The organism is Micromonospora echinaurantiaca, assembly GCF_900090235.1.
Taxonomy (GTDB): domain Bacteria; phylum Actinomycetota; class Actinomycetes; order Mycobacteriales; family Micromonosporaceae; genus Micromonospora; species Micromonospora echinaurantiaca.
In genome coordinates this window covers 4,108,555-4,122,635 of record NZ_LT607750.1, presented here as the reverse complement: position 1 = coordinate 4,122,635, position 14,081 = coordinate 4,108,555, and the positions used below count along the sequence as shown (strand labels likewise).

Annotated in this window: 16 protein-coding genes; 5 read left to right on the top strand and 11 right to left on the bottom strand. The window is 75.0% G+C overall.

Translation table 11 applies throughout. From position 1 onward, the window contains the following. Window positions 1–3: 3 nt before the first annotated feature. The 3 genes from GA0070609_RS18575 to GA0070609_RS18565 form a co-directional block, all read right to left on the bottom strand. Window positions 4–492, bottom strand: coding sequence for a MarR family winged helix-turn-helix transcriptional regulator (locus tag GA0070609_RS18575; RefSeq protein WP_088994957.1), 489 nt, complete (start codon window positions 490–492; stop codon window positions 4–6). A gap of 252 nt (window positions 493–744) precedes the next feature. Beyond that, a complete protein-coding gene (locus tag GA0070609_RS18570; protein WP_088994956.1) occupies window positions 745–1,323 on the bottom strand; it encodes a general stress protein in 579 nt (192 codons plus the stop codon). Window positions 1,324–1,558: 235 nt separating this feature from the next. Then, entirely contained in the window at window positions 1,559–2,920 is a 1,362-nt protein-coding gene (locus GA0070609_RS18565; RefSeq protein ID WP_088994955.1) for a glycoside hydrolase family 6 protein, read from the bottom strand. A gap of 147 nt (window positions 2,921–3,067) precedes the next feature. Between GA0070609_RS18565 and GA0070609_RS18560 the strand changes: the two genes are divergently transcribed. Continuing rightward, on the top strand, window positions 3,068–3,568 hold the full coding sequence (locus GA0070609_RS18560) for a metallophosphoesterase family protein (RefSeq protein ID WP_088994954.1): 501 nt from the start codon (window positions 3,068–3,070) through the stop codon (window positions 3,566–3,568). Between the two features lie 5 nt (window positions 3,569–3,573). On the opposite strand, the gene GA0070609_RS18555 is transcribed toward GA0070609_RS18560, so the two are convergent. Then, a complete protein-coding gene (locus GA0070609_RS18555; protein WP_088997817.1) occupies window positions 3,574–3,789 on the bottom strand; it encodes a DUF3072 domain-containing protein in 216 nt (71 codons plus the stop codon). A gap of 230 nt (window positions 3,790–4,019) precedes the next feature. Here GA0070609_RS18555 and GA0070609_RS18550 point away from each other — a divergent pair, with 230 nt between their 5' ends. Further along, window positions 4,020–4,955 (top strand): NAD(P)/FAD-dependent oxidoreductase, encoded by a 936-nt coding sequence (locus tag GA0070609_RS18550; protein ID WP_172899530.1) that lies wholly within the window; start codon window positions 4,020–4,022, stop codon window positions 4,953–4,955. A 101-nt stretch (window positions 4,956–5,056) separates the two neighbouring features. Here GA0070609_RS18550 and GA0070609_RS18545 read toward each other — a convergent pair whose 3' ends face one another. The 3 genes from GA0070609_RS18545 to GA0070609_RS18535 form a co-directional block, all read right to left on the bottom strand. Then, window positions 5,057–6,346, bottom strand: coding sequence for a cation:proton antiporter (locus tag GA0070609_RS18545; RefSeq protein ID WP_088997816.1), 1,290 nt, complete (start codon window positions 6,344–6,346; stop codon window positions 5,057–5,059). A 106-nt stretch (window positions 6,347–6,452) separates the two neighbouring features. Next, a complete protein-coding gene (locus GA0070609_RS18540) occupies window positions 6,453–7,130 on the bottom strand; it encodes an HAD family hydrolase (protein WP_088994952.1) in 678 nt (225 codons plus the stop codon). A gap of 44 nt (window positions 7,131–7,174) precedes the next feature. Further along, entirely contained in the window at window positions 7,175–9,304 is a 2,130-nt protein-coding gene (locus tag GA0070609_RS18535; RefSeq protein WP_088994951.1) for an ATP-binding SpoIIE family protein phosphatase, read from the bottom strand. A 189-nt stretch (window positions 9,305–9,493) separates the two neighbouring features. Here GA0070609_RS18535 and GA0070609_RS18530 point away from each other — a divergent pair, with 189 nt between their 5' ends. Then, on the top strand, window positions 9,494–10,336 hold the full coding sequence (locus GA0070609_RS18530; protein ID WP_088994950.1) for a mechanosensitive ion channel family protein: 843 nt from the start codon (window positions 9,494–9,496) through the stop codon (window positions 10,334–10,336). A 141-nt stretch (window positions 10,337–10,477) separates the two neighbouring features. On the opposite strand, the gene GA0070609_RS18525 is transcribed toward GA0070609_RS18530, so the two are convergent. Then, window positions 10,478–10,855 carry a DUF6401 family natural product biosynthesis protein gene (locus GA0070609_RS18525; RefSeq protein WP_088994949.1) on the bottom strand — a complete coding sequence of 126 codons (378 nt, stop codon included), beginning with the start codon at window positions 10,853–10,855 and terminating at the stop codon, window positions 10,478–10,480. A gap of 162 nt (window positions 10,856–11,017) precedes the next feature. Here GA0070609_RS18525 and GA0070609_RS18520 point away from each other — a divergent pair, with 162 nt between their 5' ends. Further along, the gene (locus GA0070609_RS18520; RefSeq protein ID WP_088994948.1) at window positions 11,018–11,467 is read left to right on the top strand and encodes a hypothetical protein; all 450 of its coding nucleotides are present in this window, start codon (window positions 11,018–11,020) and stop codon (window positions 11,465–11,467) included. Here the strand turns inward: GA0070609_RS18520 and GA0070609_RS18515 are convergent. Next, on the bottom strand, window positions 11,464–11,676 hold the full coding sequence (locus GA0070609_RS18515) for a hypothetical protein (RefSeq protein ID WP_088994947.1): 213 nt from the start codon (window positions 11,674–11,676) through the stop codon (window positions 11,464–11,466). The two genes, GA0070609_RS18520 and GA0070609_RS18515, sit on opposite strands and share 4 nt — an antisense overlap. Before the next feature lie 152 nt (window positions 11,677–11,828). On the opposite strand from GA0070609_RS18515, the gene GA0070609_RS18510 reads away from it, so the two are divergent. After that, window positions 11,829–13,076 carry an MFS transporter gene (locus tag GA0070609_RS18510; protein ID WP_088994946.1) on the top strand — a complete coding sequence of 416 codons (1,248 nt, stop codon included), beginning with the start codon at window positions 11,829–11,831 and terminating at the stop codon, window positions 13,074–13,076. Between the two features lie 72 nt (window positions 13,077–13,148). Here GA0070609_RS18510 and GA0070609_RS18505 read toward each other — a convergent pair whose 3' ends face one another. Then, window positions 13,149–13,409, bottom strand: a complete 261-nt coding sequence (locus GA0070609_RS18505; protein WP_088994945.1) for a hypothetical protein — start codon at window positions 13,407–13,409, stop codon at window positions 13,149–13,151. 169 nt (window positions 13,410–13,578) lie between these two features. Next, a complete protein-coding gene (locus GA0070609_RS18500; protein ID WP_088994944.1) occupies window positions 13,579–14,040 on the bottom strand; it encodes an SRPBCC family protein in 462 nt (153 codons plus the stop codon). Window positions 14,041–14,081 lie beyond the last annotated feature (41 nt).

The following is a 14,081-nucleotide window of genomic DNA, read 5'->3' as shown; positions in this document are numbered from 1 at the left end:
TCCTTAACTGTCGCTGTCGCCGGGAGCGGTCGACGCGTCGCGTCCGGCGCGCAGGCGCCGGCCGAGCCGCTCGAAGACCCGGGTGAGGCAGGCGACCTCGGCGTCGTCGAGGTCGTCCATCAGGTGGGTGCGGACGGACTTCAGGTGGTGCGGGGCGGCCTCGCGCAGGGTGAGCAGCCCGGCGGCGGTGAGCACCGCCTCGCTGCCGCGCCGGTCGTCCGGACAGGGCTGCCGGGCCACCAGGCCGCGCTTCTGCATTGAGGAGATCTGGTACGTCAGCCGGCTCGGCGAGAAGACCAACCGGCTGGCCAGATCGCCCATTCGCAGCCGCTGCCCGGGCGCCTCGGAGAGCAGCACCAGCACGTGGTAGTCGGCGAAGCTCAACTCGCTGTCGGCGCGCAGGTCGTCCTCCAGCTGGGTGAAGAGCCGCTGGCTGGCCTCGATGTACGCGCGCCAGGCGGCGAGGCGGGTGCGGTCCAGGCTCTCGGTCACGTCGCAAGAGTAGCACTCTTTCAAATTTTGACTAGTGCTTCTTCGCGCGGAGAGCTGGCTGTGGTGGGCCGTGACGACGGCAGGTCATACAGCTTTGAAAGACAAACCGAGAAACCGCGTGCGGTGGCGAGCACCTGCACGCCCGGCCGGCCGCCGACCGCTGACCGGTGCCGCGCGGCGCCGGCATCCGGTGGCGGCACACGCCGACGGCCCCGGGGTGCCCCGGGGCCGTCGGATGGTCGTACTGGGCGCTCAGGCCGGTTGCTGACGCCCCCCGGTCAGGTGCATCCGGCCCAGCAGCTGGCGGGCCTGCTCGGCGAACTGGACGTCGACGATGACCGCGTACTGGCCGGCGCGCAGCGAGCTGGCCGAGGTGAAGTCGCGCTGGCCGCCGGTCATCGCGTGCGCCACCGCGCCGAAGACCGCGCCCCAGATGGCGCCGATCACCAGCCCGACCAGGATCACCGCGAGCCAGTTGCCCACCGTGAAGATGCCGAAGAGCAGCCCGATGAACAGGCCGAACCAGGCCCCGGTGCCGGCACCGACCAGCGCGGCCCGGCCGGTGGTCATCCGGCCGAGCACCGTCTCGACCAGGGTGAGGTTGGTGCCCACGATGGCGGTGTGCTCCACCGGGAACCGGTTGTCCGCCAGGTAGTCCACCACCCGCTGGGCGGACGGATAGTCCGGATACGAGCCGATCGTCACGGTGGGCGGGCCCGTCTCCGGCCCGTGCCCGTCGCCGCTGGGCGCCGCCAGCCGGCCCGCCGGGCCGGTGGGGAGGGTATCACCGCCCGGCATCCCGGGACGCCAGGCCGAGGTCGGATTGGTCATGAGCGTCCTCCTTCGTCAGCCTGCTACGTTCCCCGCAGCCTGCGCGGGTAACGCCCGCCCGGCCACGGAGTGCGGCAGGCGCGCCGCCGGAGACCGCCGCGACTGGCGGACAGACCGGGTGCATCTGTTGTCGTTCCAGCGACAACGGATGCACCCGAACGGGTACGGCTGCGGACAGGGCCGGCGCGGGGCCGGCCGGACCCGGTGGCGGGCCCGGCCGGCGTGCCGATGGGGGTCAGGAGCAGGCGGTGCCGTCGAGCGCGAAGCCGCCCGGCGCGGGCAGCGCGCCGCCGGAGTACGTGCCCTGGAAGCCGAGGGTGACCGTGCCGCCGGCGGGCAGGCTGGCGTTCCATGCGGCGTTGCGGACGGTGATCCGGTCGCCGGACTGGCTCCACTCGCCGTTCCACCCGTTGCTCAGCCGCACCCCGGCGCCGGCGGTGAAGGTGAGCGTCCAGCCGGTGCGGGCGGCGCCGTGGTTGGTCAACCGCAGCTCGGCGGTGAACCCACCCGGCCAGGAGTTCGGCGTGTAGGTCACCGCGCACCCACCGGCCGGCGGGGTGGTCGGCGGGGTCGTGGTCGGCGGGGTGGTGGTCGGCGGGGTGGTGGTGGGGGGAGTGGTGGTGGGCGGTGCGGTGGTGGGTCCGGCTGCCACGGCCAGGTCGTACGCCCGCTGCGGCACGAACTGGCCGGCCGGGGCGATGCAGCCGTCCGCCTCGCCGGGCAGCTTCACCCAGAGGAACGCGTCGATCGCCGGGTCGCCGGTGGCGGTGGTGCTCGGCGTGCCGATCGCCCGGCCCTCGGGGTCGCACCATTCCGAGCCGGCCGGCCCGTTGCCGTTGCGGCTGGTGTCGATGACCGCCTTGAGCCGGGACACCCCGGTCGCCGCGATCACCGCCTTGGCGTACGCGACCTCGTCGGCGGTGCGGCGGTAGTTGGAGACGTTGAGCGAGATGCCGTCCGCGCTGTTGGCGATGTCCGCGCCGGTGAGTCGGGCGGCCGCCTCGCTGGGGGAGAGCCAGGCCGAGTGGCCGGTGTCGAAGTAGACCTTCGCGGCGGCCGAGGCGGCCTTGAGCCGCTTGCCGGCGTACGCCATCGAGGCCATCGTCTCGGCCTGCTGGGCGGCGGTCTGGCAGTTGGTCATCAGCGGCAGCACGTCCGGCTCCAGCACGATGGTGGCCGGGCGGCCGGCCAGCCCGGCCGCCACCTGGTCGACCCACTGCCGGTAGCTGGCGTGGTCCGGGGCGCCGCCGCTGCTCGCCCCGCTGCAGTCCCGGTTCGGGATGTTGTAGACCACCAGGATCGGCACCTTGCCGGCGGCGGCCGCCGCGCCGACCAGGGCGTCCACCTCGCCGCGTACGGTCGAGGTGTTGGTCCGGGTGAACCAGCGACCCTGCGGCACGTTCGCGATCCGGTCCCGGATCACGGCCGCGCGCGGGTCGCTCGGGTTGGCCGCGACCCAGGCCGCCGCGGCGGTGGCCGGGTCCACGTAGAACGCCGAGTCGGCCGCGGACGCGGCCGGGGCGCGGAGGATGCCGACGGTGGCGGCGGCGACGGTGAGCGCGGCGGCGGCCGCGGCGAGCGCCGGTCTGCTTCTCATGCTCTCTCTCCCGGGGATCGATCGACGAGCGCCGCTGGAAGCGCTCCCATGCATGGTCGTCAACCTACGGCCTGATTGCCGCCGTGTGAAGACCCGGTTGCCCGCGCGCTCCCGGCGGGATCCGCGGCGAGCCGGGAGAATGCGGAAATGCGCCTGGTCATCACCGCCGACACGCACGTGCCGAAGCGCGCCAGGGACCTTCCGGCGCCGCTCTGGGCGGCCATCGACGCCGCCGACGTGGTGCTGCACGCCGGAGACTGGGTGGACGAGGCGCTGCTGGACGCGATGCTGGCCCGGTCCCGCCGGCTGGTCGGGGTCTACGGCAACAACGACGGCCCGCCGCTGCGCGCCCGGCTGCCCGAGATCGCCCAGGTGGAACTGGCCGGGCTGCGGGTGGCCGTGGTGCACGAGACCGGCCCGCGCACCCGGCGTGAGGAGCGCTGCGCCGCCCGGTTCCCCGACTGCGACCTGCTGGTCTTCGGCCACTCGCACATCCCGTGGGACACCGTGGCCCCCGGCGGGCTGCGGCTGCTCAACCCGGGATCACCGACCGACCGCCGGGCCCAGCCGTACGCCACCTACCTGACCGCCCGGGTGGCGGCGGGGCGGCTCGACCGGGTCGAGCTGCACCGCCTGCCACCGCGTTGACGGGCTCACCGGCCGCGGCCGGTCTCCGCCTGGAGTTCGTCGATCCGCTTCGAGGCCTCCGCCTTGGTCAACCCGTCCGGCACCTCCGCGTCGGCCTCCCGGGCCAGCGTGGACAGGTAGGACTCCTGGGCCGCGGTCGGCGGCTCCTCGCCGGTGACCCACTCGTCCGGGTCCTTGATCGCGCCCCGCGGGTCCGACTGGTCGTTGCTGCGGTCCGTCATGATCTCCACCTTCCTTCGAACAGGCGTGCCAATACCCGGATCGGCGGCGGTTCATGCGAACCGCCGGCCGCTTTCGCCGCCGGCCGTGACCCGCCGGGCCGCGCTCGGCAGCCGCGAACTGCTGAGCGCCGCCGGCCGCGACCCTCCGAGCGAGCGACCCGCCGGGCGGCTCGGCCGGGCGCCCGGGTCCGGGCGCATACGATCCTCGGATGGCGGCGGACCGGGGGCAGGTGGTGGTGGTCGGCGCCGGGATCGCCGGGGTGGCCTGCGCCGCCGAGCTGCACCGCGCCGGCGTGCCGGTCCAGCTCCGGGAACGCGGCCGGGTGCCGGGCGGCCGGATGGCGAGCCGGCGCTTCGACGGCCGGCCGGCGGACCTCGGCGCCGCGTACCTCACCGTCAGCGACCCGGACTTCGCCGCGGTGGTCGAGCGGTGGCGAGCCGCCGGCCTGGTCCGCGAGTGGACCGACACCTTCCTGGCGTACGGCGCCGACGGCCGCCGGGAGGTGCCGGGCCCGATGCGCTGGGCGGCGCCGCGCGGGCTGCGGTCGCTGGTCGAACACCTGGCCCGCGACCTGCCCGTGGCGGTGGACCGGCTGGTGCTCGGCGTCGAACCGGGCCCGGTGGTGGACGGGTCGCCCTGCGCGGCGGTGGCGCTGGCCATGCCCGGACCGCAGGCCGCCCTGCTGCTCGACCCGGCGCTGGCCGCGGCCACCCGGGCCACCCAGGCGCAGCGCTGGTCGCCCTCGCTCGCCGCGGTGCTGCGCTTCCCGGAGCGCCGGTGGCCCCGGTTCCGCGGCGCGTTCGTCAACGACCACCCGGTGCTCAACCTGGTCTGCGACGACGGCGACCGGCGCGGCGACGACGCCCCGGTGCTGGTCGCGCACACCACCCCCGGGTTCGCCGCCGGTCACCTGGCCCAGCCGACCGCCGCCGGGCCGGCCGTCGAGCAGGCCGTCCGGGACCTGCTCGGGCTGCCCGAGCCGGCCGAGCTGGTGCACGTGCACCGGTGGACGTACGCCAAGCCGACCGCCCGACCGGAGGGGACGTACCACCTCGACGCCGACGGCGTCGGGCTGGCCGGGGACGCGTTCGGCCCGCCCCGGGTGCAGAGCGCCTGGCGGTCGGGGCGCGACCTGGGTCGGGCCCTGGTCGAGCGGCTGCGCTGACCGCCGGCACGCCCTCCGCCCGCCCGGCGGAGGGCGCCCTGCCGGGACGGCATCGGGCCACCCGGGTGGGCGACAGGTCGGCGAGGCGGCTGGTGGGCGGGTCAGGCCCGGGCCGCACCGGCCACCGGCTCGGCCGCCCGCTCCGCCGGGTCGGCGGTGCGCTCGCCGGCCCGGTCCAGCAGCCGCATCACCGGGGTGGCCGCGACGCCGTGCACCACCACGGAGACGATCACCACCAGCCCGGTGGCGGCCCAGACCAGATCGGCCTGCGGGAAGTCCACCGCGGTGGTCGCGTACGCCAGGTAGAAGAGCGAGCCGACGCCCCGGATGCCGAACAGCGCGATCACCCAGTGCTCGGCGGGGCGGCCGGGGGCGCCGCGCAGCGACAACCACGCCACCAGCGGCCGGACCAGGAAGATCAGCGCCAACCCGACCGCGGCGGCCGGCCAGGTCAGCGGGGCCAGCAGGCCGCCCACCACGGCGCCGCCGAAGAGCAGCAGCAGCAGGACCGTCAGCAGCCGCTCGACCTGCTCGGCGAAGTCGTGCAGCACGGAGTGGAACTCGTGGGTGCGCTCGGCGGCCCGGATCGCCCGGGCGGCCACGAACACCGCCAGGAAGCCGTACCCGCCGACCACCTCCACCAGCCCGTACGCCAGGAAGGTCGCGGCCAGCGCGAGGAAGCCCTCGGCGTGCCGGGCCAGCCGCAGCGGGTTGGGCGCCCGGAAGAACAACTTGCCCAGCAGCCAGCCGACCAGCCAGCCGCCGAGCACCCCGACCGCGACCTTGTAGAGCACGTCGACGGCGAGCCACCGACCCAGCCAGTCGGCCGGGGCGAGGCCGGTGGCGGCGATGGCGATGGCCGCGTAGACGAACGGGAAGGCCAGCCCGTCGTTGAGCCCCGCCTCGGAGGTGAGCGCGAAGCGCACCTCGTCCTCGTTGTCCTCCACGTCGGTCGGCTCGCCCACCTGCACGTCCGAGGCGAGCACCGGGTCGGTGGGGGCGAGCGCCGCGCCCAGCAGCAGCGCGGTGGCCGGCACCAGGCCCGCCCACCACCAGCCGAGCAGGGCCACCGCCGCGATGCACAGCGGCATCGCGATCGCCAGCAGCCGCCAGGTGGACGACCACCGCCGCCAGCTCAGCGGCCGGTCGATCTTCAGGCCGGCGCCCATCAGCGCGACGATCACGCCGATCTCGGTGAGGTGGGTGGCGATCTCCTTGTGCACCAGCGGGTCGGGATCGGGCAGGCCGGTGGGGAGCAGGAAGACGAGCATGCCGAGCGCCAGGAAGGCGATCGGCATGGAGAGCGGCCGGCGTTCCAGCGCCCGGGGCAGGACTCCCGCCAGCAACGCACCCACACCGACCACCGCGAACGCGACGTCCACCGGCTCCACGACCACCACCCTTCGCCGCGCCCGCGGGGCACGGGCAGGTGGTGACAGTCCATGCCCCGCCGAGGGTGTCCGTATTCCTCCCCGCCGCGCCGGTGTGGCGCGGGGATCACCTCCGGGCGAGGACGGGCGAGTCGGGCAGCGCTGCCAGCAGCGCCGCCGGGTCCTCGTAGACGGCCACCGCGCCGGCTCCGGCCAGCTCGCCGCGGCTGGTGCCGCCGCAGGTCAGGCCCACGCACGGGATGTCCAACTTGCCGGCGGCGGCGACGTCCCAGACCGAGTCGCCGACGAAGACCACCCGGGCGGCGTCCAGTCCGGACTGCTCCAGCGCAGCGACCAGGATGTCCGGCGCCGGCTTGCTCTGCCGGGCGTCCGCCGACGAGGTGACGGTGTCGATCACGTCGTCCGCGGCCAGCGCCCGGCGCAGCGCGGCCACCTCGTGTTCGGCGGCCGACGTGGCGAGCACCACCCGCAGCCCGTGCTCGGCGCAGGCGCGCAGCAGGTCGGCGGCGCGCGGCAGCGGCTGGAGCCGCTCCCAGTACTCGCCGTAGAGGGTGTCGTGGGCGTCGCGCAGCCGGTCGTCGGCGTCCCGGTCGCGTTCCGGGCCGAGCAGGTGGTCGAGCAGCTTGTCCGAGCCCATCCCGATGGCGCGGTGGATGGTCGCCATCGGGACCGGCCGGTCGTCCTGGCGCAGCGCCTCCCACCAGCTCACGGTGTGCAGGTAGGTGCTGTCGACCAGGGTGCCGTCGACGTCGAAGAGGACACCGGCGGGGTTGTCGGTAGGCATGAAGCGCCTCCTACCCTCTCCGGGCCCGGCCGACGCCAGCGGCGTCAGTCGGACGGCAGCAGGATCTCGAACCAGACGGTCGACCCGCGTACGGTCGGGTCCGTCCCCCAGGCGTCGCTGAGCTCCTCGATCAGGCCAAGCCCGCGTCCCCGACTGCTCAACGTGTCGGTCTGCGCCCGGGTGACGGTGCCCCGGGTGCCCGAGTCGGCGACCGACACCAGCAGCCGCTCCGGGCTGAGGTCGATCTCCACCCGGGCGGCGGTGCCGGCGTGCAGCAACGCGTTCGTGGTCAGCTCGCTGGTGCACAGGACCGCCGCCCCGATCACCGAGTCGGCCACCCCCCACTCGGTGAGCTGCCCGCTCATCCAGTGCCGCACCCGGCTCGGCGCGGTCGGCTCGGCCGGCACCTCCATGCTCGCCGACCGGCTCGGCCGCAGCGCGTGTTCCACCGCGAGCACCGCGACGTCGTCCTCGGTGGCGCCGGGCACCGCCGCGGAAGCCACCGCGCACAGTGCCCGAGGGTCCCCGCTGCCCGCGCCGGCGACCGCCTCGGCCAGCGAGCCGAGGCCGGTGGCCAGGCCCTGCCGCCGCCGTTCCACCACGCCGTCGCTGAACAACAGGAGCGTGTCGCCGGGGGCGAAGCGGACAGTGGTGGTTGCCGGCCGGGAGCCCAGCCCGAGCGGGGCGCCGGTGGGCACCTCCACGTACTCGGCGAGCGGCTCGCCGGCCGGGTCGCACCGCCGGATCAGCGGGGCCGGGTGGCCGGCGCTGGCCAGGGTGAGCCGCTGCCGCTCGGCGTCGACCACGCCGAGCACCACGGTCACGAAGAGCTCGTGCGTGCCGGCCTCGGCGCACAGGCTGGTGACCAGCCGGTCCAGCCCGGCCAGGACGGCGTCCGGCCGGGGGTCGCTGAGCGCCAGCGCGCGCAGCGCGGCGCGTACCTGACCCATCCGGGCGGCGGCCTGCACGTCGTGCCCGGCCACGTCGCCGAGCACCACGCCCAGCTCACCGCCGGGCAGCAGGAAGGCGTCGTAGAAGTCCCCGCCCGCGGCGTTGCCGTCCACTCCGGGGTCGTACCGGGCCGCGATCCGCAGCCGGGGCAGGTCCGGCAGGTGCTCCGGCAGCATGCTGCGTTGCAGCAGCTGGGCGGTGCCGTGCTGGGTCTCGAACCGGCGGGCCCGCTCGGCCGCCTGGCCGGCCAGCTCGGCCGCGGCGGCCAGCAGCGCGCGTTCGGCGGCCGACCAGCTGTGCGGGGTCTGGTAGCCGATCGCCAGCCCGCCGCGCACCACCGAGGCGCGCAGCGGCACGGTGGCCAGCGCCCGGATCTTCTGGTCGTGCCGGTCCACCGCGGTCTCCCGCAGCGGCTGCCCGTCCGCCGCGAAGTGCGGCACCCCGCTGCGCGCCGCGACCACCACCGGGGCCGGCCAGTCCGCCGGCGTACGCCGCCACAACGGCGGCAGCCGCTCGTCGGCCTCGTCCAGCAGCTCACCGCGGATCCGCCGGACCAGCCGCCAGCCGCCCCCGCCCTCGTCGACGGCGAAGGTGACCAGGTCGGCGTCGAACGAGGTGATCGCGTAACGCAGCGCGACCCGGGCCACGTCGTCCAGGGTGAGGGTGCCGGCGAGCGCGGCGGAGAAGTCGCTGAGGCTCTGCAACTGCTGGGTGACCTGGGTGGTCTCCGCTGCCACCGCGAGCACCCCGACGATCCGGCCGGCGCCGTCGCGTACCGCGGAGTAGCCACGGGTGAAGACGACGTGCTCGACCACCCCGGAGCCGCGGCGGTGCAGCGGCAGGGTGGTCTCCCTCTCCAGGAACGGCTCGCCGGTGCGGTAGGTGTGCTCGACCGCGTCACCGAAGCCCGGAGCCCGCCAGATCTCGGCGAACACCTCCGGGGCCGGCCGGCCGACCGCCTCCGGATGCTTGTCGCCGATCAGCTCGGCGTACCCGTCGTTGTAGAGCAGCAGGAAGTCGTCGCCCAGGGTGAGGGCCATCGGCACCGGGGAAGCCAGCACCACGTCGACCACCGCGCGCAGGGTGGGGTCCCAACCCTCCGGCGCGCCCAGCGAGGTGCCCGCCCAGTGGTGGCCGAGGACGGCGGTCGCGGCACCCGGGGCGGCCGGTGCCCCCGAGACCGGCGCTGGTGGCGTGGGGACCCGCCCGACCGTTCCTGGCATGACCGCAGCCTAGCCCGAGCACCGGTCCGGCATTCCGGATCATGCGCCGCGCGTCGCGTCGGATGCCTGTTCATGCAGGTCACGGCCGGTGTGGCGCGACATGTCGGGAAAAACGTGGTGACCGGCGCGGCGTGCCCGGTGAGCGACGGGGTAAGCGCGCGGCGCAGACCATGCGACAGGAGGGACATCATGCCGGAAACCCTGGCGGTCAGGCAGGTCGACATCGGCGATGCCGTGGCCGACATGTGGAGGTCGGTGCTGTTGTTCATACCGAGGGCCATCGCGTTCATCGCGATCCTCGTGGTCGGATGGCTCATCGCCAGAGCCGTCCTGAAGATCGTGGACACGGTACTGGAAAGGGTGAACTTCGACCGGGCCGTCGAGCGCGGCGGCATCAAGCGCGCACTGGAACGCACCAAGTACGACGCCAGCGACATCCTGGCGAAACTGGCGTACTACGCCGTGCTGCTGTTCACCCTGCAGTTCGCCTTCGGCGTCTGGGGCCCGAACGCGATCAGTGACCTGATCTCGGGCGTGGTCGCCTGGCTGCCGCGGGCCTTCGTGGCGATCATCATCGTGGTGGTGGCGGCCGCGATCGCCAACGCCGTCCGGGACCTGGTCGCCGGCGCGCTCGGCGGGCTGTCGTACGGCCGGATCCTGGCCGACCTGGCAGCGATCTTCGTGATCGCGCTCGGCGTGATCGCGGCGCTCAACCAGGTGGGCATCGCCACGACGGTGACCACGCCGGTACTGGTCGCGGTGCTCGCCACCGTGGCCGGCATCCTGATCGTCGGGGTCGGCGGTGGCCTGGTGCGGCCGATGCAGAGCCGCTGGGACCGCTGGCTGCAGCGGATGGCCGAGGAGTCGCGGGCGGTGCAGGCGCACCGGCAGGCTCAGGCGGCCGGCCGCGGCGACATGGAGCGGCAGATGGCCGACCGGGCGGCGCAGCCCATGCGCGAGCAGACGATGGCCGGCGGTGGCACCTACCAGTCCGGCGCGACGAGCGACGAGACGCAGCAGTTCCGGCGCTGATCCGCCCACGGATCGGGAGGGTGTCCGCCGGTGGCGGGCGCCCTCCCGGCGTCGTCAGAGCGCGGGAAGTGGCTCCGGGGCCGTCAGAGTGCGGGAAGCGGAAGCGGCGCCGTCAAGGTGCGGGAAGCGGAAGCGGGGCCGTCAGAGTGCGGGAAGCGGACCCGGGGCCGGCGTGCCCAGCGTGCGGAACAGCGCGCAGACCGCCAGCAGCCGGGTGAGTGGCCAGTCGGGATCGGACCAGTCCACCGGGCCGGCCGGCGGCTGCCAGCCGTGCTCCAGGGCGGCCGAGCGCACCCCCTCGGCGTAGCCGGCGAGCGCGGCGGCGCTCAGCGGCCTGCGGTCGCCGGCCAGGCTGTCCCGCACCGCGGCGGCGTGCTGGTCCACCAGGGCGAGCAGGCCCGGTCGGGCGGCCGCGGCGGCCAGGCCGTCGGCGCCGACCGCGGCGGTCAGGGCGGCGAGGGTGGACCACGCCGAGTCGACGACGGCACGGGCGGCGACCCGGTTCGACGGCACACGCATGGGGAACGAGGTTAGCCAACCGATCGCCCCGGTGACCTCGGCCGCTCGGGCGGTGTCGTTCCTCCACCGGGCGGCCGGTGCCGGCCGAGGGGCTTAACCGGGCGGCCGCGGGGCACTAGGAGAACCGCCCGGACCGGGCCGGCCGAGACCAGGGAGGGACGGATGGGACAGCACGCGGACGGACCCGACGAGGCCCACCGTCGACCCGCCGGGGTCAGCGACGAGACGGTGGCCGCGCTCGGCAAGCTCAGCGAGGCGCTGGAGTGCGTGGAGCGGGTCCGCGGCCACCTCTACTCGCTGCACCAGCTGGTCGGGCACGCCGACCTGATGCTCGACGACGCGGTGCGGATGTTCCGCTCCGCCGGGCACCCGGACATCGCCGAGCGGATCGCCACCGAGCTGCTCGGCCGGAACGTGATCGCCGGTCGGTGGACCTTCCAGATCGTCGAGGACTTCGACGACGGCTACTACGCGCTCTTCCGCGACGTGGACCGGCAGGCCCGGGACCAACTGGTCGGCGGCCGGCGGCACCTGTACGAGGCGGAGATGAAGGAACGTCGCCGCAGCCGGGGCCGCCCCGGCCACGAGGCGCGCCCGGGATCGGCGGGCTAGTCGCCGGAGCGCGCGTCGGCCGGCCGGCGCCGGGCCGCGTCGTCGGCGATGATCACGGTCGCCACCATCAACGCGACGCAGAGGCTGAACAGCCAGGAGCTGTCCGAGACCAGCTTGGCCGAGACCGGAGCCTGGATGGCGGCGAGGAGGAAACCCAGCCAGGCGAGGCGGCGCTGACGCGTGGTGAGGATGCCGGAGCCCTGTTGCATCCCGAAAGTCTTGCGCGGTGATCCGGGCTTGCCGTCAGCCGAACGGCCGATTCTGGATGAGCTGTCCGTTTTCCCGACCGTCCGGACCGGATTTCCCGGCTCGGCGGGGGAGGCCCGGGTGAACGCCGGCGGCTCGGGCAGGATTGTCGTCCGTGCCCATCACCCCGCGACCCCGCGCCGCCCTGCTCCTGCTCGCCTACCTCGCCTTCGTCAGCCTCGGTCTGCCCGACGGCCTGATCGGGGTCGGCTGGCCGTCGATCCGGGTGGATTTCGGCGTGCCCACCGAGGCGGTCGGCCTGGTGCTCACCGCGGGCACCGTCGGATACCTCAGCTCCAGCGTGGCGGCCGGCTTCACGCTGGCCCGGCTCGGGGTCGGCCGGCTGCTCGCCGGCAGCACCCTGCTGGCCAGCCTGGCGCTCACCGGGTACGCCAGTACGCCCGCGCTGGCCCTGATGGTCGGCTGCGCGCTGCTGCTCGGACTCGGCTCGGGCGCCATCGACTCCGGGCTCAACGCGTACGCGGCGGGTGCCTTCGGCCCCCGGCACATGAACTGGATGCACGCCTTCTTCGGTCTCGGCGTGGCGATCGGGCCGCTGATCATGACGGGGGCGCTCACCGCCGGGCTGTCCTGGCGGTGGGGGTACGCGGTGGTGGCCGCCGCCCAGCTCGTGCTGGCCGTGGCGTTCGCGCTGACCGTGCGCGCGTGGCGGGACCGCGCACCGGTGCCCGGTGCCGCGCCGGCCGCGCCGGGGGAGGGCGGCCTGCCGGCGGAGGTCCGGGTGCCGGTCGCCGGAGCGGGCGGTGCGCCGTCCGCGGTGGCGGTCGCGCCGGTCCGCGTACGCGAGACGCTGCGCCTGCCGGCCGTCTGGTTCGGCGCGCTGGCGTTCGCCGTCTACGTGGCGATCGAGGTGGCCGCCGGGCTCTGGGCGTTCCTGCTGCTCACCGAGGGGAGAGGGCTGGGTGCGGCGGTCGCCGGGCTCTGCGTGTCCGGCTACTGGGGCAGCCTGTTCGTGGGCCGGGTGGTGCAGGGCGTGGTGGCCGAGCGGCTGGGCGCGCCGGCGGTGCTGCGGGCGAGTCTGCTCGGGATGGCGGCCGGCGCGGCGCTGATCGCGCTGCCCGGACCGGCCTGGCTCGCCGTGGCCGGGCTGGCCGTCGTCGGCTTCGCCGCCGCCCCGGTCTTCCCGCTGCTCACCCTCACCACGGCGGACCGGGTCGGCGCGGCGCACGCGGACCGGGCCATCGGGCTGCAGATCGGCACGGCCGGGCTGGGTGGGGCGCTGATCCCGGCCGGGATCGGGGTGCTGCTCGGCAACACCTCGGTGGAACTGCTCGGCCCGGCGCTGCTCCTGCTGGCGCTCGCCCTGGTCGCCCTGCACACCGCCAGTACCCGCCGCCGCTGACCCGCCCCGGCGCGCCGACGACCCGCCGGGAGGCGGACCCCGCGGCGGCGCCGGGCCACGGTCCGGTGACCGCTACAGGGAGTCGGGGCCGGTGCGGCCGGTGGTGGAGGGGCGGTAGGCGCGGTCCCGGTCGGTGGGTTCGCGGCCGGCCCCGGCCGGTTCGCCGCCCCGATCCACCGCCTCCGGCCCGTGGCCGAAGGCGGCCTCCTCGCCGGCGTCGTTGGCGGTCACGTCGTCGGACTGGCCGTCCAGCGTCGATCGCGCGACGGCCCGGTCCAGTTCCTGCAGCGGAGTCCGTTCCTCGTTCCGCCACACCTTCTTGTCGTGGGTCATACCTTCGCGGTACCCCGGCCCGGTGGGCGCAAACGACACGCCCGGCCGGTCCACCGGCCCGGCCGGGCCCCTGCGGCGAGGAAGGGCGCGGCGACGAAGCTGCGGACCTGGACACGGCGATGGCCGCCGGCAGTGCCGGCGGCCATCCGAGTTCGGTTCCGAGGGGTCGTCAGGGCTGCGGCCGGTCGACCTTGCCGCGCCAGGCGCCGGTCTCCTGACCGCGCCGCTCGATGAACTGCTTGAACCGCTCCAGGTCGCCCTTCGCGCGCCGGTCGACGATGCCGAGCTTGTCGCCGGCCTGCTCGACCACGCCGTGCGGCTCGAACTCCAGCTGCAGGGTGACCCGGGTGTGCTCCGGGTCCAGCCGGTGGAAGGTCACCACCCCGGCCTGCTGGGTGCCGCCGGTGGACCGCCAGGCCACCCGCTCGTCCGGAAGCTGCTCGGTGATCTCGGCGTCGAACTCCCGCTTCACCCCGGCGATCTCGACCGTCCAGTGGGTCATCGTGTCGGAGAGCTGCCGAACCTCCTGCACCCCCTCCATGAAGTGGGGGAACTCCTCGAACTGGGTCCACTGGTCGTACGCGGTGCGCACCGGGACGGAAACGTCCACGTGTTCGGTAACGCCACTCATCAGGCATCCTCCTCTTCTCCGCCGGTCTGGTCCGGATCGTG